We start from the raw sequence: 23,183 nt of genomic DNA on the forward strand, positions 1-23,183 counted from the left end.
CGTCACCAGCTGATGTCCGCAGGCGACAGACGCTGTGTGTTCTCCTCCACCCGGTCGATGTGCCCGTCGAGGAAATAGACCACCCGGTGCGCCATCTTGCGGATGGCGGCGTTGTGGGTGATGACCACCGTGCTGGTGCCAAGCCTGTCATTGACGTCGGCCAGGACTTCCAGCACCTGCACGCCCGTCTTGCTGTCCAGCGCCCCGGTGGGTTCGTCGCACAACAGCACCTCGGGCCGCTTGGCGATCGCGCGCGCGATGGCCACCCTTTGCTGTTCGCCGCCCGACATCTCGGCCGGGAAATGATCCAGCCGGTGATGCAGCCCCACCTGTGCCAGCGCCTCCTCGGCCGGCATCGGGTCGGGGGCCACGTCGGTGACGAGCTGGACGTTCTCGCGCGCCGTCAGGCTGGCCACGAGATTGTAGAACTGGAAGACGAACCCAACATGCGCGCGGCGGTACCGCGTGAGGCGTCGGTCGTTCAGCGCCGTCAGCTCTAGGTCGCGGAACCACACCTTGCCCGAGGTCGCGTGGTCGAGCCCACCCAGAATGTTGAGCAGCGTGGACTTGCCGCTACCCGAGGGCCCCAGAAGCACCGCGAGCTCGCCAGTGAAGAGTTCGAGGCTCACGCCGTCCAGCGCCCGGACCTCGAGAGTGCCGGTGTCGTAGACCTTGGTCAGGTCATGTGTTCGGAAAACCGTGCCCATATCCGCACCAATCGCTGTACCGCGACCCTACGGCCCGCGGCGCGATTGACCATGACACACATCAATCCGGGGCCCCGGTCAGAACGGAAGGTCGCGGCCGTCCCACGTGCGAAAGCATCCCGTCCGCTCGATGTTGAGCGCCGCGAACTCCCTGATCAGCCCATCCGCGCTTTCGTCAACGCCGATTTCCGCCGCGTCTCCGCCCATGCCGGTGCGAACCCACCCCGGATGGTAGATGCCAACGGCGATGCCGAGCGGTTGCAGATCGACTGCGAGGTTGCGGCCCAGGTTCAGCGCGGCAGCCTTGGAGGCGCGGTAGGCATAGCTGCCGCCCGCCGCCAGTTCCTGGCTGCCCAGGCGGCTGGACATGATGGCGATTTTCCCGCCTCCCGCCTGCTGGAGCGCGGGCAGCAACGCCTGGATGGACAGGAAAACGCCCGTCACGTTGGTGGCCATCGTCTGCGCCCATGTCTCTGGCGAGAAACCGTCGGCCAGCGACTGGCCCTTGTCCGGGTAGATCCCGGCGTTGCATATCAGAAGATCCACCGCCTGACCGTCGAGCGACCGTGCAAGGGTGCGGTGCTGTTCGGGCCGCATGACGTCGAGTTCGGTGAATTCCCCGCCGGCCCTTGCGGTGCCGGTTACCGTGTGGCCTTGCGCCGTGTACCGGTCGTGAAGCGCGCGCCCGATGCCCCGGTTCGCCCCGGTGATCACAACGTGCATGGAGCTCTCCTCGGTCGTGTCAGTTGGTCTTGCGCCCCGGAAGGAAGGGCAGGGGCGTGACGGGCACGCCCTCCTCGATCAATTTCCGAGCCTCCTCGGCGCGCGCCTCGCCGTGGATCGGGCGCTCGGGTGTCAGGCCTTCGTGCATGTCCCGCGCTTCGCGTGCGAAATTCTGGCCCACGTAATCCGAATGCTGTTCGATGCGCCGCTTGAGTTCGGAAAGGGCCTGTGCCGCCGGGCTGGACGGGGTCGACAGCGGCGTGCCGGAGGCGGCGCCGCCATTGCCGTCTTCGGGCGTATCGGGCGCCGGGCGTTCCGCGTCGCGGCTGTGGACGCGCGGGGCCATGAGCGCCTTGTCGACCTGTGTCGATCCGCACACCGCGCAGGCCACCATGCCCGACGCCTTGAGCGTGTCGAACGCGCCGGCGGACTGGAACCAGCTGTCGAACCTGTGGTCACGGTCGCATTTCAGCGTGAACTGAATCACGGAACTCTCCGCTGTTGAACTGCGCGATAATTAACGCCTCGGGCCGGTTTTTCAAGCGGCCCGGCGCGCTCAGCGCCGCAGCAGTCTGGGGTCGAATTCCCGCAGGATATGCGCAAGTTCGGGCATCCCGACGCTGGCGGCGGCCTTTTTCGGGCGCATCCACTTGCGCTTGCGCTCGGCGCGCTCGGGGTAGCGGCCACTCAGCCCGCGCACACGCACCGGGAACACCATCGCGACGCAGGGCAGCCCGTCCTCGCCCGGCCCGTCCTTGAAATAGGAAAACAGGCCGAGGGAAGGGCCGGTGACACGTCCGCGCACGCCGGCCTCTTCCCATGCCTCCATCAAGGCGCTGTCCGCCGGGGTCTTGCCGTCGACCGGCCAGCCCTTGGGGATGATCCAGCGACCGGTGCGGCGGGAGGTCACCAAGAGAAACTCGGGCTTGTCCTTGCGGATGCGGTAGCAAAGTGCCGCGAATTGCGTGCGCACGTCCGTCTTGTGCCGCGAGCGCAGGGAAATCGGCAGTTGCTTGAAATTGTGCTGGGTCACCGGGTTGCCCTCCCCTAGCCCGTGCTGCTCTGAAATTATGTATATACATCGTAACTCGGACGGGCCGGTTTGGCGAGTCCCGATTTGCCCCCGCCGGCGTTTGGGGCGCCGTAAAAGGCCGCTTTGCCGAACGATCCGGCCGTCACGGGTGGGGCGCGCCCTTTGTGGTCACCGGCATGCGCCGTTTCTGACCAAAAATATCGGAATTGACAAAGGTGACCAAAAATATCAGAAATAGGATAGCCAACCCTGCTGTGGGCCAGCCCGGACAAGCCGATCCCAACAGGAGCGACCGATGACACTGCAACACACCACAAAGACGCCTCCCGACAGGCGGGCCGTGGCGCCGCGGCGGCCGGATCTCGCGGCAATGGCGATGGCGGGGCTTCTCCCGGTAGATCTGGTTCTGGAGCATCTGCTCGACCGTATAGAGGAGGGCCGGCCATGATGACGCTGCGCCAGGGGCAGACCGATGGCGCGACCGTTGCGCGCCCCGAATACGATGCGCGCGATCTCGTCGGGGATGGCGCGACCGCCACGATCGGGCTCGATGGCAAGGTTTACACCTTGCGGATCACCCGCGCCGGCAAGCTGATCCTGACCAAATGAAACAGCCCGCGGAAATGCGCGGCGGTTACCCCGTGGCCGCCTTCGACAGCCTGCCCGGTGGCGAGCGTCTTGTTGTCAAGGCGCTGCGGCACTGGTCGGAGGGGCCGGACGGCGTGGCGCGGATCGCCGAGATGCTGGGCGAACGGATGGCGCCGGACGCCGCCGCGGTGTGCCATCGCGCCCTTGGCGATATGCTGCGGGTCGTGGCCGGTCATGGCCGTCGCAAGCTGGTGCGGCACGGTGCGGGATGCGCGTGCGTGGGCGCGGACGAGGCCGTTCTTGCACATTTCGTGATGCTGGCGGCCACGGGCGACCGCGAGGACGCGATGCTGGTGGGCTCGCTCATGGTGGAGGGGCCGCTCTTGCCCCGTTTCACCGAGGCCGCGCGGCAGGCCGGCTTGTTGCTTTACCGCGCGGACCTCGCCGGCGCGGGGCCCGGGCCCGTGGCACCAACAGTCCATTAGGGGGCGACATGGCATCGCAGGCGGATAAACCGACAAAAAAACTCTGGATCAGTGGACGAGTCGTGCGTATCTCTGGAATCAGGAGAGCGCCAGAAGATGGCGGCGCAAAGGAAGGCTGACATGATCATCTGTCACTGCATGTCGATCACGGACCGTGACATTCGGGCCGCTGTGGACTGGATGCGCGCGGCGGACCCCGATACCCTCATCACGCCGGGCAAGGTGTACCGCGCCCTTGGCAAGAAGGCGGATTGCGGCGGCTGCCTGCCCGTATTCCTTGACACGATGCATCAGTGTGACAGTTTCGTGATACCGACGGAGGCGCGCGAGGATCGCGCGGCCGCATCGCAGGGAGACACCGATGAAGGGCGACGAAAAGGTTATCGAGTACCTTAACAAGGCGCTGCGCAGCGAGCTGACCGCGGTCAGCCAGTATTGGCTGCACTATCGCCTGCAGGAGGATTGGGGGTACGGCAAGATCGCCGCCAAATCCCGCGCGGAAAGCATCGAGGAAATGCACCACGCCGACAAGCTGATCGAGCGGATCATTTTCCTCGGCGGGCACCCGAACCTGCAGAAACTCGACACGATCCGCGTGGGCGAGAGCCTGCGCGAGACGCTGGAGGCAGACCTGACCGCCGAGCACGAGGCGCGCACGCTCTACATCGAGGCGCGCGGCCACTGCGAAAGCGTCAGCGATTATGTGTCGAAGAACATCTTCGAGGAACTCATTGCGGACGAGGAAGGGCATATCGACTTTCTCGAAACGCAGTTGGAGCTCTTCGACGAGATCGGCGGCGAACGCTATGGCCTGCTGAATGCCAGCAGCGCCGACGAGGGCGAGTAACGCGCGTCGCACGGCACCACGGCCGGAAATCCGAAACGAGTGTTGCAAGGCGGCCCGGGGGGCCGCCTTTCGCGTTCAGGGCGCCTTGTCCGTGCAGCAAGGGGGCGGTCAATTCCGACAAAATCAGTTGGTCTTGTTAACACCGCCCGTGGTGATTAATACCAAATGTTTTTGTCAGGATAGATGGAGGTATGGAGATATGACGGACGAATCCGGAAAACCGCGGCGGATCGTGACGGCACGGCGCGGCCTTGCGCTCGGCACTCTAGCCGCGGCCGTGGCCGGTGGCAGCGCCGCGCAGGCGACGGCGATCAGTCCGCAAACATCGCAGACGCAGGAGTGGGTCCAGCTCGCCTCGGGTGAAGGCGAGGGTGATGCCACGGATGCCATGACCGAAGGCGAGGGCGAAGCTTCCGCCGAGGGCGAGGGCGAAGGTGAAGGTGAAAGTGAAGGCGAAGGTGAAGGCGAGGGCGAAGGTGCTTCGCTGGATCCCGAAGCCGGCTTGGTTCGCGATCTCGCTTTCATGCAGGGCCACCTTAGAGCCGGACTCGCGCTCTACGAAGCTGGTGATCTGAAGGCTGCCAGAACGCATATCGGCCATCCCATTGAAGAGAAGTATGACGCCGTGGCCAGCGCCATGGAGGACCGTGGCCTTGGGCGTCTCGGTCAGGAGTTGAAGACGCTCGCGCAGGCCGCCGAGAACGGGGACCCCGTCGCCGAGGTCGGCCCGCTGCATGACCGTGTAGTGCTCACGCTCGACGCGGCGCGTCAGGAGATTTCCACCGAAAAGCGCCTTGCAGGGCTCATCGACCTGGTGCGCGTGGCCGGTGACGAATACACGGTGGCCACCGAGGGCGGCAAGATCGCCAACCTGCACGAATACCAGGACAGCTGGGGATTCCTGCAGGTCGTCAGCGACCAGCTGGCCGCCCTGGCCGAAGGTGGCGACGACGCTGTCGCCGACGCGGTAGCCAAGATGCAAAAGGCGCTCGGCGCGACCGGCGCCGTTTATGGCGATCTCCAGGGCGAGGGCGACTTCGAGATGGATCCGGGCGTGATCTACGGTGCGGCCGCGCGGATGGAATTCGCCAAGGCGGGACTGTCGTAGAGCATGTTCCTCGTCATCGGAGATGTCCTGAACCGGCACGAGGTGGCGGCCCTGCGGGAGGCCGCCGCCGGGCTGGAGTATTCCGACGGCAAGACCACCGCCGGGCGGTATGCCCGCGATGTAAAGGCGAACCTGCAGGCGAAACCCTGCCGGGAGCTCGATGCGATCTTCGAGACCGTGCGCGGCAAATTGATGGCGCATGAGCTTTTCAAGTCGGCGGCGCGTCCGCGCAAGTTCGCGCGGATGCTGCTGTCGCGCTACCGTTCGGGGATGGAATACGGGCTGCATGTGGACGACCCGATCATGAAGGGCGCCCGCACCGACCTGTCCTTCACCCTGCCGCTCAGCGATGCGGGCGACTATGCGGGCGGCGGGCTGGTGATCGACGATCCCATGGAAGAACGCGTGATCCGCGTGGGCGCCGGTGACATGGTGCTTTACCCCACCTCGGCGCTGCACCGGGTGGAGCCGGTGACCGAGGGCGAGCGCATGGCCATCGTGGGCTGGGTCACCAGCTGGGTGCGCGACCCGGCGCGGCGCGAGATCCTGCACGATCTCGACGCGGTCACGCGCTCCATGTTTGACGAGCACGGGAAAACCCCGGCTTTCGACCGCCTCTTCAAGGCGAAAAGCAACCTCTACCGGATGTGGGCCGATGATTGACGCCCCGCCGGACGGCAGCCGGACCATCAGACCAGAGGGAAAGAGCCCATGAAACATTCCTTGAAACTCGTCGCTGCCGGCACCCTGATTGCCTTGGGCGGCGCGCTGCCGGTGGCCGCGGAACAGGACGTGGAGCACTACGCGGCGCAGCCGTCTGAAACGCTGGAGGACGCGATCGAGGATTTCGTCACCTACAACCGCAAGATGGAAAAGGTGCTGGCGCGCGACCCGCTTACCGTGCAGGACATGGAAGAGGTGCACCAGTTGACCTATACCATCGAGGTGGCGCTTGCGAAGATCAACGAGCAGCTTGGCGCGCTGCCGGTCGTGCTGGAAGAGGTGCACCTGTCATCCGAGGGGGACAACCCGGCGCGGCTGAGGGGCGTGGCCGAGGCGTATCTGGAAAAGGCCAGATTGCTCGACCGGTGAGGCCGGCGGCTTACCTTTTGCCGCAGCGTTTTAGTCGGGTTCCGGCTGGCGTCTCCTCGCCGGATGTGGCAGCGATGCGCGAGCTTTCGACGTGGCCGGGACCCCGACAATGACCGAACGCATGTTGCACCGTCTCGCCTGGATCGCCGCGGCGCTCTGCGTCGCGCCGATCCTCGCGGCCGCCCTGTCGGCGCTGACCGGCGATCTGGAGACATGGCGCGACGTGCTGTCGACGGTTCTTCCGCGCTATGCGGGCACGACGCTGCTGCTCGTCGTGATCGTCGGCCTCTCCACGGCCTTCATCGGCAGTATCACGGCGTGGCTTGTCACCGTCTACAGCTTTCCCGGCGCCCGCTGGCTGGAAGTGGCCCTGGCGCTGCCGCTTGCCTTTCCAGCCTATGTCCTGGCCTATGCCTACACCTACATGCTGGACCATCCCGGCCCGGTGCAGACGCTCCTGCGCGAGGTGACGGGCTGGGGGCCGCGCGACTACTGGTTCCCCGAGGTTCGCTCTCTGGGGGGGGCGGCGCTGATGCTGACCATCGTTCTGTACCCTTATGTCTACCTGCTGGCGCGGGCGTCGTTTCGCCAGCAATCCGCCAACGCGTTCCTCGTGGCGCGGACGCTCGGCCGCTCGCCGGTGCGGGCGTTCCTGCGCGTGGCGCTGCCCATGGCCCGGCCGGCCATCGCCGGCGGCGCATTGCTGGCGGTGATGGAAACGATAGCGGACTACGGCACCGTCGCCTTCTTCAACGTGCAGACCTTCGCGACCGGCATCTATCAGGCATGGTTCTCTCTCGGTGACCGGCCGGCGGCGGCGCAGCTGTCGCTCTGCCTGCTGGCGTTCGCCCTGCTCGTGGCGGGGCTGGAACGCGCACAGCGCGGCCGCGCGCGAACCGCCGGCCGCGGTGCGCGGTTCGAGACGATGGAGCGTCCCCGGCTGACGGGGGCAGGCGGCTGGCTGGCCTGCGCGATCTGCCTTCTGCCGGTGCTCATGGGGTTTGTCATTCCCGTCATCATGCTGGGCGCGATGGCGCTCGGATCCGGGCAGGAGCTGTTCTCGGGCCGTTACATGAAACTCATGAGCAACTCGGTCACGGTGGCCGGGGTGGCCGCTGTGCTCACCGTGGCCGGCGCGGTCATGATCGGGTTCCGCGCCCGGACGCGGCCCGGGCGCGGTTCCAAGCTGATGGTGATCGGTGCAGGGCTGGGATACGCCGTGCCCGGCGGTGTGATCGCGGTGGGGCTGATGGTGCCCATGGCCGCCCTCGACAACCTGATCGACGCGGTGATGGAGGCGCGCTTCGGCATCGATACCGGGTTGCTTTTCACCGGCTCGATCTGGCTGATGGTGGTGGCCTACATGGCGCGGTTCATGGCCGCTGCGCTCAACGCCTATGACAGCGGCATGGCCACCATCCCCGGCCATTTCGACGCCATCGGCCGCTCGCTGGGCCAGCCGGGACCGCGGCTGTTGTGGCGCGTGCATCTTCCAGTGGCGCGGGCCTCGGTGCTCACCGCTCTGCTGATCGTGTTCGTGGACGCGATGAAGGAGCTTCCGGCGACGCTGATCCTCCACCCGTTCAATTTCCAGACGCTCGCCGTTCAGGCGCACCGGCTGGCCGCCGACGAGCGTTTGTCGGAGGCCGCCGTGCCCTCGCTCGCGCTGGTGGTGTTCGGGCTGATCCCCGTGGCGGTGTTGTGCCGCTCGCTGGGCGGGGCGCGCAACGGGCGCCGCGCGGCGCGGCTTGGTGCGGCGGTGAAGTCGGGCTGATGCTCCAAGGCGGCAGAAACCCTTTGCACACCTCCAATGACCGGCCTAGTTTGCCGGAATTGCAAACAGCGCGCGTGTCAAGATGAGTGAAACCGGCCCGTTCATGTCCGCCTTCCTGGGTATCGAGAAAGACTGGATCGACTACAACGACCACCTGAACATGGGCTATTACACGGTGCTTTTCGACCGTGCCGCGGACGAGCTGTGGGAACGGATCGGGTTCGGCCCCGATTACGTGGCCGCGACGGGCCACACGACCTTTTCGGCAGAGTTCCATGTCCGCTACCTGCGGGAGGTGAAGCTGGGCGACAGGGTGCGATGCTCGATCTGGGTGATCGACCACGACGAGAAACGGTTTCACACATTCCAGGAGATGTTCCGCGAGGACGGCGCGCTGGTGGCCACGGGCGAGGGGCTGACCCTGCACGTGAACCGCGATGGGCCAAGGGTTGCGCCGATGCCCGCCGACATCCGCAAGCGCATCGCGGCACTGGCGGACGAGCACGCGGAGCTGGGGCATCCCGACGGCGTCGGGCGGCGGATCGGGATCAGGCGCACGGCCTGAGGCGCTCATCGCCCCCTTGGGGGCTCTTCGCGAAGAAGCCCGCAAGGGCTGATGAGCGCCGCTCAGAGCCCCAGCTTTTTCTGAACGATCTCGTTGACGGTCTTGGGATTGGCCTTGCCGCCGGTGGCCTTCATCACCTGGCCCACGAACCAGCCTGCGAGCTTGGGGTTCGACTGTGCCTTTTCGACCTGCGCGGGATTGTCGGCGATGATGCGGTCGACGGCCTCCTCGATCGCGCCGGTGTCGGTGACCTGCTTGAGGCCGTCGGTCTCGACGATCTCGGACGGCGCGCGCCCGGTCTCGATATGGACCTCCAGCACCTGCTTGGCGATCTTGGTCGATATCTCGTCGCGTGCGACCATGGCGAGTATCTCGGCATTGACCTGCGGTGCCACGATTTCGCCGGCGGTGACCTCTGCCTTGTTGGCCCGGCCCAGCACCTCGTTGATGACCCAGTTGGCGGTCTTCTTGCCGTCGCCGCCGCCCACCGACTCCTCGAAGTAGCGGGCGAGGTCGCGATCGGCGGTCAGGACGCCGGCATCGTATTCGGTCACGCCGTACTCGGTGACGAAGCGCGCCTTCTTCTCGTCCGGCAGCTCCGGCAGCGATGCCCTGATGCCGTCGACCCAGTCCTGCTCGATTTCAAGCGGTAGCAGGTCGGGGTCGGGGAAATAGCGGTAATCATGCGCCTCTTCCTTGTTGCGCATGGAGCGTGTCTCGCCCTTGTCGGGGTCGTAGAGGCGGGTTTCCTGCACCACCGAGCCGCCCGACTCCAGGATGCCGATCTGGCGGCGCGCCTCGTAATCGATGGCCATCTGGATGAAGCGCATCGAGTTCATGTTCTTGATCTCGCAGCGGGTGCCGAGGTGGCCGTGGTCCTGCGTCTGCTGGTATTTCTCGTAGTCGCCGGGCCGGCAGACCGAGATGTTGACGTCCGCGCGCAGGTTGCCGTTCTGCATGTTGCCGTCACAGGTGCCAAGGTAGCGCAGGATCTGGCGCAGCTTGGTGACGTAGGCGGCGGCCTCTTCAGGCCCCCGGATATCGGGGCGGCTGACGATCTCCATCAGGCAGACACCGGTGCGGTTGAGATCGACGAAGGACATGTGCGGGTCCATGTCGTGGATCGACTTGCCGGCATCCTGTTCCATGTGCATGCGCTCGATGCGCACCTTGCGCGCGATGCCCGGCTCCATGTCCACGAGGATCTCGCCCTCGCCCACGATGGGATGATAGAGTTGGCTGATCTGGTAGCCCTGCGGCAAATCGGGATAGAAATAGTTCTTGCGGTCGAAGGCGGACCAGAGATTGATGCGCGCGTTCAGTCCCAGGCCGGTGCGCACCGCCTGTTCGACGCAGAATTCGTTGATCACGGGCAGCATCCCGGGCATGGCCGCGTCCACGAAAGAGACGTTCGAATTCGGTTCGGCGCCGAACTCTGTCGAGGCGCCCGAGAAGAGCTTGGCCTTCGAGGCGACCTGGGCGTGCACCTCCATGCCGATCACGAGTTCCCAGTCGTGCTTTGCGCCCGCGATCACCTTGGGCTGGGGGGGCTCATAGGTCAGGTCAAGCATGGTCGTGCGGCTCCCGTGGCGTATCCGCCGGGGTTCTAGACCGGACGGCCCTGCCCGGCAAGGGCCGAGGGGGCCGCGGGCGCATCGTTTTCCGGCCCGGCCGGGGAAGGGCCGGCGCCCGTATCCGGGCGCGGCAGGGCTGCAGGGTCCTGGACCGCGCCAATCACAGCGCGGGCAGGCGGTACATCCCGTGCGGCGAAAACGCGATCGAGCTGCCGTCGGAGATGTCGGCGGCAAAGCGCGCGGCGATGATCCGCAGCGCGGTCTGCCGGCCCTTGACGACCAGCGCGCGGCGCGAGGGCAGCTGCGGAATCCGGCCCGGCGCCAGAAGCGTCTGGGACCAGATCAACGGGTGCAGTTCCTGCATGTAGGTGGACAGGATCCAGTCGAGCCGGTCGTGTAGCCGCGCGCGCGTCTGGTCCGCCTGTCGCGACAATTCCCGGTCGCGGGCGCCGCCGGGTGCCATGGCGATGGCGCAGAAGGCGGCGAACTCGTTGACGATGTGCTGGTCGCGTTTGCGGTCTATGATGTGTTCCATCCCCTCGACAAATATCTCGGGGTCCATGAGCTCCAGCGCCCGGCTGTCGGTTGACAGGGCGTCGAAGTAGACCCAGCAATAGCCACCCGATCCCCAGATCGCCTCGGTCAGCGAGGCGATGCGCCGTGCCTCTACCTCCAGGATCGTCGGGTCGCTTGCCAGAAGCGGCAGAAGGTGCCGCCCCATGGCGCGCATGTGCCGCTGGCCTTCGGGGTCCATTTCGATCAGCCTGGCATAGTCGTCGGCGAGCCGGCGCCCGCGCCCCTCGCGGGTGGCGTGCAGCGCGCATTGCGCGGCCAGTATCGATGGTGCGTCGAGCGCGACGCCATCATGCGCCGACAGCAGTTGCCCGGCCCGCTCCAGGTGGGCGTGCGCCCGGTTGAGGCTGTCCTCGGGTGCCGTGGCGAACATGATGGTATGCCACGCCCACGCGATATCGAGATGGGCCAGCGCCACCACCAGCGCGCAGGCGTAATCGCCGGGCTCTTCCTCCAGCACTTCTTCCAGTGCGGCCATGCCCTCGGGATCGGGCGCCACCCCGTCATGCAGCGCGTCCTCGGCCGCGGCAACCGCGTCGCTACGGGCGCCGAAGGCCAGCAGGAGCGAGGCGGTTTCGCCGCCCGGCGTCGTCAGCCGCTGCGCGTCGGCATGGCGGATCCTGCGCGACAGGTCGGGCCAGCGGTCCTGCCGGGCGAGCCGTTGTCCTTCGTCCTGGTGCGTGGCGCGGGCGCGTTCCTCGTCGGACACGGGCAGCGAGGGCAATATGACCCGCTTGGTGAGCGCGTCGAGCTCGCGCTCGGACATCCGGGGCCGGCGCCTGCCGGCGTTTTCCCTGCGCGACGTCCCGCCGAACAACCCCCTCAAACCCGAGGCCGCGGCGGTTGGGCCGTCGGGCCGATAACGTGTCTTGAACATACCTTGCCAATTCCCGGTTCGCTGAAATTCGGCTGCATCAATGGCACGCTATTCCGCCCAAAATTGGGCGAGTCGGGGGAGACACGTTGGAAAACATGCGGCTCTCTGCCGGGCTGCCCGCTTGAGTCTGTCAGGCATACGTCGCCGCGCCCTTGCACGGCATTGATTTCCTTGCATTTTGCGTGGACGGATTCGCCGCACGCGCTTTCGCGGAGTGTGATAGGGGATTGTCAACCAGAGGTCGATTGCCCGATCCCGCACGCCGGGGGTCAGGCCGCGCGGATCCGGCTGGCCATCTCGGTCATGTCGCGGCTCAGGCCGGGCGTGGCCAGTATCCGGTCCAGCTGTGCCGCGATGAGGGCCTGCCGGTCGGGGTCGTAGCGCCGCCATGTCTCGAAGGCCGAGCACATGCGGGCCGCCGTCTGCGGGTTGAGCGGGTCGAGCCGCAGCAACCAGTCGGCCAGCAACGCGTATCCCTTGCCGGACGCGTGGTGAAATCCGGCGGGGTTGGAGGCCAGCGCCCCCAGAACCGCGCGGAAACGGTTGGGCGTCTTGACCGTGAAATCGGGATGCGCCGTCAGGTCGGCGGCCACGTCCGCCGCGGTCTCGGGCCGCGCGTTGACGATCTGCATCATGAACCACTTGTCGATCACGAGGCGATCGTGCCGCCACTGGTCGTAAAAGGCGCGGGTGGCGTCGTCGCCCTCTCCGGCCTGCAGCAAGCACGAAAAGGCGGCGATCTGCTGGGTCATGTTGCTGGCGGTTTCGAACTGCGTCCGGGCCAGAACGCCGCCATCAAGGCGCGTGATCATGCCAAGGGCCGCGTTGGCCAGCGCACGGGCGCCGGACTGTTCCGCGTCGGGGCGGTAGGGGGCGGCGACCTGATGCGCGGCGTAAAGTCCGGGCGCGAGATCTTTCAACGCCTCTGCCCGGGCCTGCCGCAGGGTTTCAAGCGCCTCCCATATCGCCTGCGGGTCCGGCGTTTCGCCGGCCTCGAACAGCGCCTGCGCCAACTCGTCCTGGCTGGGCAGGCCGAGGGCGAGCGCCCTGAAGGCGGGATCGAGATCGTCGTCGCGGGCCATCGCCTGCACCGCGTCGAGATAGGCGCGGTCCGGCGCGGCACCATCGCGCAGCATTGCCAGCAACCCTTCCCGCGCGAGGCCGCGGCCCGCCTCCCACTTGTTGAAGGGATCGGTGTCATGCGCCAGCAGGAAGGCGCGCTCGGCGTTGCTGGTGTCGCGCTCCACGATCACCGGCGCCGAGAAATCCCGCAGGATCGACGGGACGGGCCGTGCGCCGAGTCCCTCGAAGGTGAAGCTCTGCCGCGCCTGTGTCATTTCCAGCACCTCGGTGGCGCGTACCTCGTCGCCATTGGGGCCAAGCAGGCCGACCGCCACGGGAATGACGCGCGGCGGCTTTTCCGGCTGGCCCGGGGTGGGGGGTGTCTCCTGCTCGAAATGCAGGGTGTAGGTGCCGTCACGCCATTCCTCTTTCACGCGCAGGCGCGGGGTGCCGGCATCGGTGTACCAGCGCTTGAACTGCGACAGGTCGCGCCCGGTGGCGTCCTCGAACACGGCCAGCCAGTCCTCTACCGTGGCGGCATCGCCGTCGTGGCGTTCGAAGTAAAGATCGAGCGCGCGGTAGTAGGGCGCGTCCCCCACCAGCCGCTTGAGCATCCCGATCACCTCGGCGCCCTTTTCGTAGACGGTCGCGGTGTAGAAATTGTTGATCTCCACGAAGCTTTCGGGCCGCACCGGATGCGCGAGCGGGCCGGCATCCTCGCGGAACTGCCGCGCGCGCAGGGTGATCACGTCCGAGATGCGCTTGACCGCGGCGCTGCGCTGGTCGGCGGTGAACTGCGCATCTCGGAACACTGTCAGCCCCTCCTTCAGGCACAGCTGGAACCAGTCGCGGCAGGTGATGCGGTTGCCGGTCCAGTTGTGGAAATACTCGTGCGCGATGATGCCCTCGATGCGTTCGAAATTGGCATCGGTCGCGGTGTCCGGGCTGGCCAGAACGGCCGCGGAGTTGAAGATATTGAGGCCCTTGTTCTCCATCGCGCCCATGTTGAAGTCGTCCACCGCGACGATGTTGAACACGTCGAGGTCGTATTCGCGGCCGTAAACGTCCTCGTCCCACTTCATCGCCTTTTTCAGCGACTCCATCGCGAAGGCGCACTTGCCCTCGTCGCCGGGGCGTACCCATACGTTGAGGTCCACCATCCGGCCGGACCGCGTGGTGAAGCTGTCCGCGTGGTTGACCAGCTCTCCCGCCACCAGCGCGAAGAGATAGGCGGGCTTGGGCCACGGGTCGGTCCATTCGGCAAATCCTGCCCCCTTGGCCCCGGGGTTGCCGTTCGACAGCATCACCGGCGCGTCCCCCTCGATGCGCACGTGGAAGGGCGCCATCACGTCGGGACGGTCGGGATAATAGGTGATCTTGCGAAAGCCCTCCGCCTCGCACTGGGTGCAGTACATGCCGCTGGACATGTAAAGCCCCTCCAGCGCGGTGTTGGCCGCCGGCGCGATCTCGACCTCGGCTTCCCAGACGAAGGGCGCGTCGGGCACGGGGCAGGTGAGCCCCTCCTCCGTCAGCTCCGGGCTGACGGGCCGGCCGTCGATCGCGGCGCGCACGAGTTTCAGGCCCTCGCCATGCAGAAAGAAACGGCGGTCGCCTGCCGCCGGGTTGGGCCGGAACGCGATGCGCGAGATCACGCGCGTCGCGCGGGGGGCAAGCCGGAACGTCAGGTCGACCTTGTCGACCAGATATCCGAACGGCGTGTAATCCTCCAGGTGGATCGTCTGTGGGGCGGCGTCGCGCATCGGGCTCTCCCTGTCTGTGAAAACAGGTGTAGCGGAACGGCGCCGGGCTGCAAGGGGCGCCGCGTTGATGGGCGCTTGCCGCCCCCTGCGCCGCCGCGCGGCCGGGTGTGCGCGATTTGGTGTTTTCTCGTTGCCGCGGCGCCTATATCCCTGATGGAGCGCAACACAAGGGAACGGCATGGCCAGACCGACAATCGGCATCATAGGGAACCACCACCTCATCGACGACAGCTACCCGGTGCATGCGGGCGGGACGATGAATGCCGACGCGGTGGCACAGGTGGCCGGATGCCTCCCGTTGATCGTGCCGAGCGACCCGCGGTTCGTCGCGGTCGACGAGCTGCTGGAAACGTGCGACGGGTTCCTGTTGACCGGCGGCAGGCCGAACGTCCACCCCGAGGAATACGGCCACGCCCCGACGGAGGCGCACGGGGCGTTCGACCGCGCGCGTGACGCGATCACCCTGCCCCTGGTCCGGGCTTGCGTCGCGCGGGGGCAGCCCGTGTTTGGCGTGTGCCGCGGTTTCCAGGAGGTGAACGTGGCCATGGGCGGCACGCTGCACCCCGAGATCCGTGACCTGCCCGGGCGCGAGAACCACCGCATGCCCCCCGACGGCACGCTGGAGGAGAAATTCGCCCTGCGCCACAGCGTACGCTTTACCGCGGGCGGCCTGTTCCACCGGCTGATCGGCGCGCAGGAGGTCATGACGAATACACTGCACGGCCAGGGCGTGATCGACCCCGGCCAGGATGTGGTGTTCGACGGGCACGCCCCCGATGGAACGCCCGAGGCGCTCTATATCCGGGGCGCGCCGGGGTTCACCATGTCCGTGCAGTGGCATCCCGAATACAATGCCGCCGCCGACCCCGTCAGCCGGGCGCTGTTCGAGGCGTTCGGAGAGGCCGCGCGCGAATGGGCGGCCGGCCGCGCGGCGCCCGTGCGCCGCACGGCCTGAGACGTCAGGGCGCGGCAGTCAGCGCCCGCGCCTCGGCGAAGGACAAAAGCCGCTTGCCCGTCTCGTCCCACAGGTGCAGCCTTGCGCATCGCAGGCTCTCGCGCAGGGTCATGCGCTGGCTTTCGGCAAGGCCGGGATGGTCGCGCAGCACTTGCGGCAGCCGGTAGAAGGGGATGCGGCTGTAAAGGTGGTGCACGTGGTGGATTCCGATATTGGCCGTGAACCAGCGCAGCACCGGCGGCAGGTCGTAATGGGAGCTGCCGTGAAGGGCCGCGTCGTGCAACTGCCAGTCCGGGTCGTGTTCCCAGTGGGTGTCCTCGAACTGGTGCTGGATGTAGAACAGCCACATGCCGATCGAGGCGCCGGTCAGCAGCGTGGGCAGGATGGCCAGCATCAGCGGCGCCGTCCCGTGAAGATATGCCAGCAACGCCAGCGTGCCGACGATGGCCGCGTCGGTGCCAAGCGCGCTGATCCAGTAGCGCCGCCCCGCCCGCAAGAGCCCGAAGGGCAGCCGGTTCTGGATCAGGAACACGTAGGCAGGGGCGACGCCGAACAGGAACAGCGGGTGGCGGTAGAGCCGGTAGAGACACCGGCCGCCGCGTGACAAGCCGCGGTATTCCGCCACCGTCAGGGTGGGGATGTCGCCGGTGCCGCGCTCATCCAGGTTGCCGGCCGTGCCGTGGTGGATGGCGTGCTTGCGGCGCCAGACCTCGTACGGCGTGAAGGTCAGCACCCCGAGGCAGCGCCCGACCCAGTCATTCGCGCGCCGGCCGCGGAAGAACGCCCCGTGGCCGCAGTCGTGCTGGATCATGAAAGCGCGCACGAGGAACGCACCGTTCGCGATCGAGATGATGACCGCCAGCCACGGGCTGGCATCAATCGCCAGAATCGCTGCGGCCCAAAGCCCCAGCAGCGGGCCGACGCTGACAACAATTTCCCACAGGCTGCGGCCGTGATGCGGCTCCCGGTAGGCGGAAAGATGTTTCATCCAGTCCCGCGGGCGCTGATGGGTCGCAGGGGTGGCCGGGGCCGTCGCGGTTCTGGTCATGTCTGGCTGGGTCGCTCTCTGAAAGGTTGGTGCAGCGGCACCGTGTGACAGAGGATATCAGACTGCGCCCCCGCGTCCAAGCACCTGCTCGTGACATCTGCGTGTCACGCTGTGCGGCCGGGTCACGCCTGCCCGCCCATGATCTCGATTGCCTGCCCGTTCACGCTGTCCGAGCCCGCCCCGCAAAGCCACAGAACGGCCGCTGCGACCTCGTCCGGCTCGATCAGGCGCTTGTGCCGGTTCACCTGAACCATCATGTCACGCGCCGCCTCCTCGCTGATGCCGGCCCGGTCGCGGATGGATTCCACGTTGCGCGTCACGATGTCGGTGTTCACGTAGCCCGGGCAGACCGCGTTGAAGGTCAGGCCCGTGCCGAGGTAATCCTCGCTGAGCGCGCGGACCAGCCCGACCAGCCCGTGCTTTGACGCGGTGTAGGCGGGGGCGCCCTTCAACCCCCTCAGCCCGGCGACCGAGGATACCGCGACAACGCGCCCCCAACCGGCGTGCCGCATGTCGTGCAGGCATTCGCGGATCGTCCAGAAGGCACCGTCGAGATTGGTGGTCATCGTTCGCCGCCAGAAATCGGTGTCCGTCTTGTGCAGGGCGCGGCCCTCGGCGATGCCGGCATTGGGAATGCAGACCTGCACCGGGCCGCGCGCCGCTATGGCGGCCGCGACGCCCTCGCGCACAGACGTCTCGTCGCTCACGTCCATGGTCAGCGGGTGGATGCGCGCGCCCGCCGCGGTCTGCAGAACATCGTGCCGGCGCCCGGTGATGGTGACCGCCGCCCCCATGCCGGCGAGGGCGCGCGCCACCGCAAGGCCGATGCCGGTGCCGCCGCCGGTGACCAGCGCGTGTTTTCCCTCGATCATCGGCCCCTCCTTTGTTTCGGTGGTCACTCTATCGCCGATGGCCGCCGGGACAAGTGCCGCGGCGGTGCGGGCTGTGGACTCTTCCCCGGGGGGAGGGCAAAAGGGGGCCATGCTGAAATGGCTCGACATACCGCCCGCGTGGCTTGCCGCGTTTGCCGCGATTGCGTGGTGGCAAAGCGCCAGCTGGCCCATGGGGCTGAGCTTTGGCGGGACATGGGCAGACTTCGCCGGCGGGCTGATGGTGGGCGGCGGGCTTGTGCTGGTTGCGCTCGCCTTTGCCGAATTCCGGCGGCACAAGACGACGGTCGTGCCCCACCGAGAGGCCGAGCGCCTGATCCAGACGGGTATATTCAAGCGCACGCGCAACCCGATATATCTGGCCGATCTGCTTATCCTCGCGGGGCTGATCCTGAGGTGGGACGCGGTGCTGTCCCTGCCCTTGGTGCCGGTCTTGCTCTGGATTCTGGAAACGCGATTCGTCCTGCCCGAGGAGGACCGGCTGCGCCGCAAGTTCCGCATGGAATTCGCGCGATATTGCGAAAAAACGCGGCGGTGGGTGTGACACTGCGGACGCGGCAGGGGGGCGTCGTGTTCGAAAGGTGTGACATATCGCCCAAGAACATTAAGTTGCGCGAAAGGTCCGTTTCGCGGAAGAAATGAACAAACAGATTGAACGGGGGAAGATGCTTTGAAGATCGGAACGCCGAAGGAAATACGCGAGGGCGAGAACCGGGTCGCGATGACGCCGGACTCGGCCCGGCAATTGCAGAAGCTCGGTTACGACTGCGCGATCGAGACGGGGGCGGGCGAAAGGGCCGGTTTCCGCGACGCCGATTACGAGGCCGCGGGTGTCGAGATCATCAAGACCGCCGCCCAGCTTTGGAAGGCCGCGGATATCGTGGCCAAGGTGCGCCAGCCGACCGAGACCGAGCTGAAACGCCTGACCAAGGACAAGACGCTCATCTCCTACTTCAACCCTTCAGAGAACGAGGAAGGGCTGAAGCTGGCGGCGGACAAGGGCGCTACCGTCATGGCGATGGAAATGGTGCCACGCATCAGCCGGGCGCAGAAGATGGACGCGCTGAGCTCGATGGCCAACATCGCCGGCTACCGCGCGGTGATCGAGGCGGGCAACAATTTCGGCCGCTTTTTCACCGGGCAGGTGACGGCCGCCGGCAAGGTGCCGCCGGCCAAGGTGCTTGTGGTGGGCGCCGGCGTCGCGGGGCTGGCGGCCATCGGCACGTCCACGAGCCTTGGCGCCATCACCTACGCCTTCGACGTGCGCCCCGAGGTGGCCGAGCAGATCGAATCCATGGGGGCGGAGTTCGTCTATCTCGATTTCGAGGACACGCAGGACAGCGCCGGCACCGGCGGCTACGCCGCGCCCTCCAGCCCCGAATTCCAGGAAAAGCAGCTGGAAAAGTTCCGCGAACTGGCGCCCGAAATGGATATCGTCATCACCACCGCGCTGATCCCGGGCCGGCCCGCGCCGGTGCTGTGGACGAAGGACATGGTCGAGGCGATGAAACCCGGCAGCGTGATCGTGGACCTCGCCGCCGAGCGCGGCGGCAACTGCGAGCTGACCAAGCCGGACGAGAAGGTCGTCAGCGACAACGGCGTCACGATCATCGGCTACACCGACTTCCCCTCGCGCATGGCGACGCAGGCCTCCAGTCTCTATGCCACCAACATCCGCCACATGCTGACCGACCTGACGCCCGGGAAGGATGGCACCCCGGTGCACGACATGGAGGATGACGTGATCCGCGGGGCGACGGTGACGCATGCGGGCGAGGTGACCTATCCACCGCCCGCCCCCAAGGTGCAGGCCATCGCCGCCCCGCCCAAGAAGGAACCCGAGAAGGAGCTGACGCCCGAGGAAAAGCGGGCGCAGGAACTCGCGGCATTCAGGAAGCAGACGCAGCAGCAGGTGACCCTGCTGGGGATCGGCGCGGTGCTGGTACTGGCCGTGGGGCTGGTGGCGCCGGTAAGCTTCATGCAGCATTTCATCGTCTTCGTGCTGTCCGTCTTCGTGGGCTTCCAGGTCATCTGGGGCGTCAGCCACAGCCTGCACACGCCGCTCATGGCGGTGACGAACGCGATTTCCTCGATCATCATCCTGGGCGCGCTGATGCAGATCGGCTCCAGCTCGGTATTGATCACGATACTGGCCGCGGCCGCCGTCTTCATGGCGGCGATCAACATCTTCGGCGGTTTCCTCGTCACCCGGCGCATGCTCGCCATGTTCCAGAAGTCTTAAGGAGGCCGGAGCGATGGATTTCGGATTCACCATTGCCGCCTACGTGGTGGCGGCTGTTCTCTTCATCCTCAGCCTCGGCGGCCTGTCGGGACAGGAAAGCGCCAAGCGCGCCGTGTGGTACGGCATCGCCGGCATGGCCATCGCGGTGCTGGCCACGCTGATCGGGCCGGGCGCGGGGCTGTGGTGGCTGTCGATCCTGCTGATCGCGGCCGGCTCCGTCGTCGGCTACCAGCTGGCCACCCGGGTGCAGATGACCCAGATGCCCGAGCTGGTGGCGATCATGCATTCGCTGGTGGGCCTTGCCGCCGTTTTCGTCGGCTTCAACGCCGATATCGAGCTGGGCCGCGTCGCCGCGGCCTTCACCGAGGCGGGCCTCTCCTTTCCCCGGCCCGAGAGCGTGACGCCTCAGGCGGCGGAGTTCGCCAAGGGATTCGCGGGCTTCGCGGCGATCGTCGCGAAGAAGACCGCGATCGAGGTCAACATCCTCAAGGTCGAGCTGGTGCTGGGTATCTGGATCGGCGCGGTCACCTTCACCGGCTCTGTCATCGCCTATGGCAAGCTGGCGGGCAAGGTGGACAGCGCCGCGCGGAAACTGCCGGGCGGGCACCTGCTCAACGCCGCCGCGGCCGGGCTCTCGCTGCTGTTCGCCGCGATGTACCTGGGCGGTGCGGGCAGCTGGACGCTGGTCCTGCTGACGCTGCTGGCGCTCTTCATCGGCTACCACCTGATCATGGGGATCGGAGGCGCCGACATGCCCGTCGTGGTGTCGATGCTCAACAGCTATTCCGGCTGGGCGGCGGCGGCCATCGGCTTCAGCCTCGGCAATGACCTGCTGATCGTGGTGGGCGCGCTGGTGGGCTCTTCGGGCGCCATCCTGAGCTACATCATGTGCAAGGCCATGAACCGGTCTTTCGTCAGCGTGATCCTCGGCGGGTTCGGCGGCGCGCAGGGTCCGGCCGCGGATATCGAGGGCGAACAGGTTGCCATCGACGCCGAGGGCGTGGCGCAGGCGCTGGAAGAGGCCGACAGCGTCATCATCGTGCCGGGCTACGGCATGGCGGTGGCGCAGGCGCAGAACGCCGTCAGCGAGCTGACCCAGAAACTGCGTGGCAAGGGCAAGGAGGTGCGGTTCGCCATCCACCCGGTCGCCGGCCGCCTGCCGGGGCACATGAACGTCCTGCTGGCCGAGGCCAAGGTGCCCTACGACATCGTTCTGGAGATGGACGAGATCAACGACGACTTCCCCGACACGGACGTGGTGATCGTCATCGGCTCCAACGACATCGTCAACCCGGCCGCGCAGGACGATCCCAACAGCCCCATCGCCGGCATGCCGGTGCTGGAGGTGTGGAAGGCCAAGCACGTCTTCGTGTCCAAGCGCGGGCAGGGCGCCGGCTACTCGGGCATCGAGAACCCGCTGTTCTTCAAGGAGAACACACGCATGTTCTACGGCGACGCCAAGGACAGCGTGAGCAAGCTGCTCGGGCTGATCGAATGATCCCCGTGCCCCCGCCCGTCCGCGGGCGGGGGCAGCATGCCGTCCGGTAAAGGAGAATGCCCCATGCCCGGCCACGAAAGTAACCCCGGCCCGGGCGGGCGGGTCCTGATGCTGGCCGGTGCCGGCGCGTCGGTTTCGTCCATGGCGGCTGCCGCGGGGCTTGCGCGCGCCGTGGCCGGCGGGGCGGTTTGCGGCGTGGGGGCGTGGCAGTTGTTTCGGCGCTGACCGGCCCGCGGTGTTGCGCGGATGCAAGTATGCGCCGGGACACCGCGCGCCCTGTTTCATTCGCGGCGCCGCGGCATAACCTGACGCCGAGATTCAACGCCGTGCCGAAAGGTCCGCCATGCCGCCCATAGAAGACCACCCGCTGCGCTACCGCCTTGCCAACGAGTTGCATGCGCGCCCGTTCCTGTCGCTCTCGCCCCCCACCACCGCCGCGTTCCTCGCGGTCAAGCAGGAACACGGCGCCGCGGGGCGCGACCGGGCGGCCGATGTTGCGCACCTGACCGATCTGCTGGACCGCCACGGCGCGCCGCATCCCCAGCCCGGCGCCACGCATTACTCCGGCCGGATCGGCCGGCATACCCTGAAATGGGAAAGCCACACCGAGTTCGTGACCTATACCGCGTTCGCCGAGGGGCTGAGCGCGCGGCCCTTCGACCCGGCGGATTTCGAGGTGTTTCCCGACGACTGGCTGGAGGCGGCGCCCGGCAAGCGGATGACCTCGGCGCTGATCCGGGTGGAGCCGCTCAAGAACGACGAGACGCTGGCCAAGAACATCGCCGAGTGGTTCGTGCCCGAAAGCGTGGCCGTGGCGCGGGTGCTGGACAATGCCGCGGTGATCGCCAGCGATTTCCGCATCGACCCGTCCGGCCACCAGCGCTTTCTCATCGGCGTGATGCCCGATACCGGCCCGCGCCGCGTCGGTCGGATCATCCAGCGGCTGTGCGAGATCGAGACCTACAAGGCGATGTCGATGCTGGGCTTTGCCCGCGTGCGCGAGCTCAACCCGCGCATGGGCGAGCTGGAAAACCGGATGCGCACCATGATCGGCGACATGACCGGCAGCGAGAAAAAGGCGGAGCAGACGCTGCCGGACCTTCTGGACATATCCGCCGAGCTGGAGGCGATGGCGGCGCAGTCCAACTTCCGCTTCGGGGCGACGGAAGCCTATGAGAAGATCGTTCACCAGCGCATTTCCGTGCTGCGCGAGGAACGCTTCAAGGGGCGGCAGACCTTCGGCGAGTTCATGATGCGCCGCTACGAACCCGCGATGCGCACCGTGCGGTCAAGCGAGAACCGGCTGAAATCCATGGCCGACCGGGCGATGCGCGCCGGCGAGCTGCTGCGCACCCGGGTCGACGTGGAACGCAGCGCCCAGAACCAGGCGCTCCTGGCCAGCATGGACCGGCGCGCGGACCTGCAATTGCGGCTGCAGAAGACGGTGGAGGGGCTCAGCGTCGTGGCGATCAGCTACTACGCCGTCTCGCTGGCGGGCTACCTGCTTTATCCGCTGGCCGGGTATCTGGGGATCAGCAAGGAGATGATCACCGCCGCCGTGACCGTGCCCGTGGTGGCAGGGGTCTGGTGGATGGTGCGCAAGCTGCGCGCGAAACTGGACTGAGGCGCGCTGTTCCCGCGCGGGGCGCCTGCGGCGCGCATGATGCGTTCGCGTTCGGGCCACGCGGGCCGGGGGGGGGGGGGGGGGGGGGGGGGGGGGGGGGGGGGGGGGGGGGGGGGGGGGGGGGGGGGGGGGGGGGGGGGGGGGGGGGGGGGGGGGGG

General features: G+C 67.1%; 25 protein-coding genes. 16 read left to right on the forward strand and 9 right to left on the reverse strand.

The window, feature by feature from the left end:
• Window positions 1-2: 2 nt before the first annotated feature.
• From ACH13J_RS10885 to ACH13J_RS10900, 4 genes are all read right to left on the reverse strand, one after another.
• On the reverse strand, window positions 3-707 hold the full coding sequence (locus ACH13J_RS10885) for an ATP-binding cassette domain-containing protein (RefSeq protein ID WP_397543356.1): 705 nt from the start codon (window positions 705-707) through the stop codon (window positions 3-5).
• A gap of 78 nt (window positions 708-785) precedes the next feature.
• Window positions 786-1,430 carry an SDR family NAD(P)-dependent oxidoreductase gene (locus tag ACH13J_RS10890; RefSeq protein ID WP_397543357.1) on the reverse strand — a complete coding sequence of 215 codons (645 nt, stop codon included), beginning with the start codon at window positions 1,428-1,430 and terminating at the stop codon, window positions 786-788.
• 19 nt (window positions 1,431-1,449) lie between these two features.
• On the reverse strand, window positions 1,450-1,917 hold the full coding sequence (locus ACH13J_RS10895; RefSeq protein ID WP_397543358.1) for a DUF1178 family protein: 468 nt from the start codon (window positions 1,915-1,917) through the stop codon (window positions 1,450-1,452).
• A gap of 69 nt (window positions 1,918-1,986) precedes the next feature.
• Window positions 1,987-2,463 carry an NUDIX domain-containing protein gene (locus tag ACH13J_RS10900; protein WP_397543359.1) on the reverse strand — a complete coding sequence of 159 codons (477 nt, stop codon included), beginning with the start codon at window positions 2,461-2,463 and terminating at the stop codon, window positions 1,987-1,989.
• Between the two features lie 295 nt (window positions 2,464-2,758).
• Here ACH13J_RS10900 and ACH13J_RS10905 point away from each other — a divergent pair, with 295 nt between their 5' ends.
• The 10 genes from ACH13J_RS10905 to ACH13J_RS10950 all read left to right on the forward strand — a co-directional run bounded on the left by ACH13J_RS10905 (window position 2,759) and on the right by ACH13J_RS10950 (window position 8,922).
• The gene (locus ACH13J_RS10905) at window positions 2,759-2,911 is read left to right on the forward strand and encodes a hypothetical protein (protein ID WP_397543360.1); all 153 of its coding nucleotides are present in this window, start codon (window positions 2,759-2,761) and stop codon (window positions 2,909-2,911) included.
• Window positions 2,911-3,072 carry a hemin uptake protein HemP gene (gene hemP, locus ACH13J_RS10910; RefSeq protein ID WP_397543379.1) on the forward strand — a complete coding sequence of 54 codons (162 nt, stop codon included), beginning with the start codon at window positions 2,911-2,913 and terminating at the stop codon, window positions 3,070-3,072. Before ACH13J_RS10905 ends, hemP begins: the two co-directional genes overlap by 1 nt.
• Window positions 3,069-3,536 (forward strand): hypothetical protein, encoded by a 468-nt coding sequence (locus tag ACH13J_RS10915; protein WP_397543361.1) that lies wholly within the window; start codon window positions 3,069-3,071, stop codon window positions 3,534-3,536. Before hemP ends, ACH13J_RS10915 begins: the two co-directional genes overlap by 4 nt.
• A gap of 120 nt (window positions 3,537-3,656) precedes the next feature.
• Window positions 3,657-3,932, forward strand: coding sequence for a (2Fe-2S)-binding protein (locus ACH13J_RS10920; RefSeq protein WP_397543380.1), 276 nt, complete (start codon window positions 3,657-3,659; stop codon window positions 3,930-3,932).
• On the forward strand, window positions 3,898-4,383 hold the full coding sequence (gene bfr, locus ACH13J_RS10925) for a bacterioferritin (protein WP_397543362.1): 486 nt from the start codon (window positions 3,898-3,900) through the stop codon (window positions 4,381-4,383). Before ACH13J_RS10920 ends, bfr begins: the two co-directional genes overlap by 35 nt.
• 199 nt (window positions 4,384-4,582) lie before the next feature.
• Window positions 4,583-5,491, forward strand: coding sequence for a hypothetical protein (locus tag ACH13J_RS10930; RefSeq protein WP_397543363.1), 909 nt, complete (start codon window positions 4,583-4,585; stop codon window positions 5,489-5,491).
• Between the two features lie 3 nt (window positions 5,492-5,494).
• On the forward strand, window positions 5,495-6,154 hold the full coding sequence (locus tag ACH13J_RS10935; RefSeq protein ID WP_397543364.1) for a Fe2+-dependent dioxygenase: 660 nt from the start codon (window positions 5,495-5,497) through the stop codon (window positions 6,152-6,154).
• Between the two features lie 48 nt (window positions 6,155-6,202).
• Window positions 6,203-6,583: a DUF6746 family protein gene (locus ACH13J_RS10940; protein ID WP_397543365.1), complete on the forward strand. Its 381-nt coding sequence runs from the start codon at window positions 6,203-6,205 to the stop codon at window positions 6,581-6,583.
• Window positions 6,584-6,692: 109 nt separating this feature from the next.
• Window positions 6,693-8,357, forward strand: a complete 1,665-nt coding sequence (locus tag ACH13J_RS10945; protein WP_397543366.1) for an ABC transporter permease subunit — start codon at window positions 6,693-6,695, stop codon at window positions 8,355-8,357.
• Window positions 8,358-8,439: 82 nt separating this feature from the next.
• Window positions 8,440-8,922, forward strand: a complete 483-nt coding sequence (locus tag ACH13J_RS10950; RefSeq protein WP_397543367.1) for a thioesterase family protein — start codon at window positions 8,440-8,442, stop codon at window positions 8,920-8,922.
• Between the two features lie 62 nt (window positions 8,923-8,984).
• On the opposite strand, the gene gatB is transcribed toward ACH13J_RS10950, so the two are convergent.
• The 3 genes from gatB to pepN form a co-directional block, all read right to left on the reverse strand.
• The gene (gene gatB, locus ACH13J_RS10955; protein WP_397543368.1) at window positions 8,985-10,493 is read right to left on the reverse strand and encodes an Asp-tRNA(Asn)/Glu-tRNA(Gln) amidotransferase subunit GatB; all 1,509 of its coding nucleotides are present in this window, start codon (window positions 10,491-10,493) and stop codon (window positions 8,985-8,987) included.
• A gap of 163 nt (window positions 10,494-10,656) precedes the next feature.
• A complete protein-coding gene (locus ACH13J_RS10960) occupies window positions 10,657-11,835 on the reverse strand; it encodes a hypothetical protein (protein ID WP_397543369.1) in 1,179 nt (392 codons plus the stop codon).
• Window positions 11,836-12,215: 380 nt separating this feature from the next.
• Window positions 12,216-14,768 carry an aminopeptidase N gene (gene pepN / locus ACH13J_RS10965; RefSeq protein ID WP_397543370.1) on the reverse strand — a complete coding sequence of 851 codons (2,553 nt, stop codon included), beginning with the start codon at window positions 14,766-14,768 and terminating at the stop codon, window positions 12,216-12,218.
• 178 nt (window positions 14,769-14,946) lie between these two features.
• Here pepN and ACH13J_RS10970 point away from each other — a divergent pair, with 178 nt between their 5' ends.
• The gene (locus ACH13J_RS10970; RefSeq protein WP_397543371.1) at window positions 14,947-15,723 is read left to right on the forward strand and encodes a gamma-glutamyl-gamma-aminobutyrate hydrolase family protein; all 777 of its coding nucleotides are present in this window, start codon (window positions 14,947-14,949) and stop codon (window positions 15,721-15,723) included.
• 4 nt (window positions 15,724-15,727) lie between these two features.
• On the opposite strand, the gene ACH13J_RS10975 is transcribed toward ACH13J_RS10970, so the two are convergent.
• Together ACH13J_RS10975 and ACH13J_RS10980 are read right to left on the reverse strand one after the other, a co-directional pair.
• Window positions 15,728-16,771, reverse strand: coding sequence for a fatty acid desaturase (locus tag ACH13J_RS10975; protein WP_397543372.1), 1,044 nt, complete (start codon window positions 16,769-16,771; stop codon window positions 15,728-15,730).
• 122 nt (window positions 16,772-16,893) lie between these two features.
• A complete protein-coding gene (locus ACH13J_RS10980) occupies window positions 16,894-17,643 on the reverse strand; it encodes an SDR family NAD(P)-dependent oxidoreductase (protein ID WP_397543381.1) in 750 nt (249 codons plus the stop codon).
• A gap of 109 nt (window positions 17,644-17,752) precedes the next feature.
• Here ACH13J_RS10980 and ACH13J_RS10985 point away from each other — a divergent pair, with 109 nt between their 5' ends.
• The 5 genes from ACH13J_RS10985 to ACH13J_RS11005 all read left to right on the forward strand — a co-directional run bounded on the left by ACH13J_RS10985 (window position 17,753) and on the right by ACH13J_RS11005 (window position 23,025).
• The gene (locus tag ACH13J_RS10985) at window positions 17,753-18,205 is read left to right on the forward strand and encodes a methyltransferase (protein WP_397543373.1); all 453 of its coding nucleotides are present in this window, start codon (window positions 17,753-17,755) and stop codon (window positions 18,203-18,205) included.
• A gap of 126 nt (window positions 18,206-18,331) precedes the next feature.
• Entirely contained in the window at window positions 18,332-19,903 is a 1,572-nt protein-coding gene (locus ACH13J_RS10990; protein ID WP_397543374.1) for a Re/Si-specific NAD(P)(+) transhydrogenase subunit alpha, read from the forward strand.
• Between the two features lie 13 nt (window positions 19,904-19,916).
• On the forward strand, window positions 19,917-21,401 hold the full coding sequence (locus ACH13J_RS10995; protein WP_397543375.1) for an NAD(P)(+) transhydrogenase (Re/Si-specific) subunit beta: 1,485 nt from the start codon (window positions 19,917-19,919) through the stop codon (window positions 21,399-21,401).
• Window positions 21,402-21,464: 63 nt separating this feature from the next.
• A complete protein-coding gene (locus ACH13J_RS11000) occupies window positions 21,465-21,626 on the forward strand; it encodes a hypothetical protein (protein WP_397543376.1) in 162 nt (53 codons plus the stop codon).
• 118 nt (window positions 21,627-21,744) lie between these two features.
• A complete protein-coding gene (locus ACH13J_RS11005) occupies window positions 21,745-23,025 on the forward strand; it encodes a DUF3422 family protein (protein ID WP_397543377.1) in 1,281 nt (426 codons plus the stop codon).
• The last annotated feature ends 158 nt before the right edge of the window (window positions 23,026-23,183 follow it).

The organism is Roseovarius salis (assembly GCF_044472985.1).
GTDB lineage: Bacteria > Pseudomonadota > Alphaproteobacteria > Rhodobacterales > Rhodobacteraceae > Roseovarius > Roseovarius salis.

Excerpts from the sequence above, each read along its gene's own strand:
- bfr (WP_397543362.1), top strand. The coding sequence starts at position 3,898 with ATGAAGGGCGACGAAAAGGTTATCGAGTACCTTAACAAGGCGCTGCGC.
- ACH13J_RS10890 (WP_397543357.1), bottom strand. The coding sequence starts at position 1,430 with ATGCACGTTGTGATCACCGGGGCGAACCGGGGCATCGGGCGCGCGCTT.
- ACH13J_RS11005 (WP_397543377.1), top strand. The coding sequence starts at position 21,745 with ATGCCGCCCATAGAAGACCACCCGCTGCGCTACCGCCTTGCCAACGAG.
- ACH13J_RS10985 (WP_397543373.1), top strand. The coding sequence starts at position 17,753 with ATGCTGAAATGGCTCGACATACCGCCCGCGTGGCTTGCCGCGTTTGCC.
- ACH13J_RS10930 (WP_397543363.1), top strand. The coding sequence starts at position 4,583 with ATGACGGACGAATCCGGAAAACCGCGGCGGATCGTGACGGCACGGCGC.
- ACH13J_RS11000 (WP_397543376.1), top strand. The coding sequence starts at position 21,465 with ATGCCCGGCCACGAAAGTAACCCCGGCCCGGGCGGGCGGGTCCTGATG.
- ACH13J_RS10915 (WP_397543361.1), top strand. The coding sequence starts at position 3,069 with ATGAAACAGCCCGCGGAAATGCGCGGCGGTTACCCCGTGGCCGCCTTC.
- ACH13J_RS10905 (WP_397543360.1), top strand. The coding sequence starts at position 2,759 with ATGACACTGCAACACACCACAAAGACGCCTCCCGACAGGCGGGCCGTG.
- ACH13J_RS10935 (WP_397543364.1), top strand. The coding sequence starts at position 5,495 with ATGTTCCTCGTCATCGGAGATGTCCTGAACCGGCACGAGGTGGCGGCC.
- ACH13J_RS10920 (WP_397543380.1), top strand. The coding sequence starts at position 3,657 with ATGATCATCTGTCACTGCATGTCGATCACGGACCGTGACATTCGGGCC.
- gatB (WP_397543368.1), bottom strand. The coding sequence starts at position 10,493 with ATGCTTGACCTGACCTATGAGCCCCCCCAGCCCAAGGTGATCGCGGGC.
- ACH13J_RS10945 (WP_397543366.1), top strand. The coding sequence starts at position 6,693 with ATGACCGAACGCATGTTGCACCGTCTCGCCTGGATCGCCGCGGCGCTC.
- hemP (WP_397543379.1), top strand. The coding sequence starts at position 2,911 with ATGACGCTGCGCCAGGGGCAGACCGATGGCGCGACCGTTGCGCGCCCC.
- ACH13J_RS10995 (WP_397543375.1), top strand. The coding sequence starts at position 19,917 with ATGGATTTCGGATTCACCATTGCCGCCTACGTGGTGGCGGCTGTTCTC.
- ACH13J_RS10960 (WP_397543369.1), bottom strand. The coding sequence starts at position 11,835 with ATGTCCGAGCGCGAGCTCGACGCGCTCACCAAGCGGGTCATATTGCCC.
- ACH13J_RS10885 (WP_397543356.1), bottom strand. The coding sequence starts at position 707 with ATGGGCACGGTTTTCCGAACACATGACCTGACCAAGGTCTACGACACC.
- ACH13J_RS10975 (WP_397543372.1), bottom strand. The coding sequence starts at position 16,771 with ATGACCAGAACCGCGACGGCCCCGGCCACCCCTGCGACCCATCAGCGC.
- ACH13J_RS10980 (WP_397543381.1), bottom strand. The coding sequence starts at position 17,643 with ATGATCGAGGGAAAACACGCGCTGGTCACCGGCGGCGGCACCGGCATC.
- ACH13J_RS10950 (WP_397543367.1), top strand. The coding sequence starts at position 8,440 with ATGAGTGAAACCGGCCCGTTCATGTCCGCCTTCCTGGGTATCGAGAAA.
- ACH13J_RS10940 (WP_397543365.1), top strand. The coding sequence starts at position 6,203 with ATGAAACATTCCTTGAAACTCGTCGCTGCCGGCACCCTGATTGCCTTG.
- ACH13J_RS10970 (WP_397543371.1), top strand. The coding sequence starts at position 14,947 with ATGGCCAGACCGACAATCGGCATCATAGGGAACCACCACCTCATCGAC.
- pepN (WP_397543370.1), bottom strand. The coding sequence starts at position 14,768 with ATGCGCGACGCCGCCCCACAGACGATCCACCTGGAGGATTACACGCCG.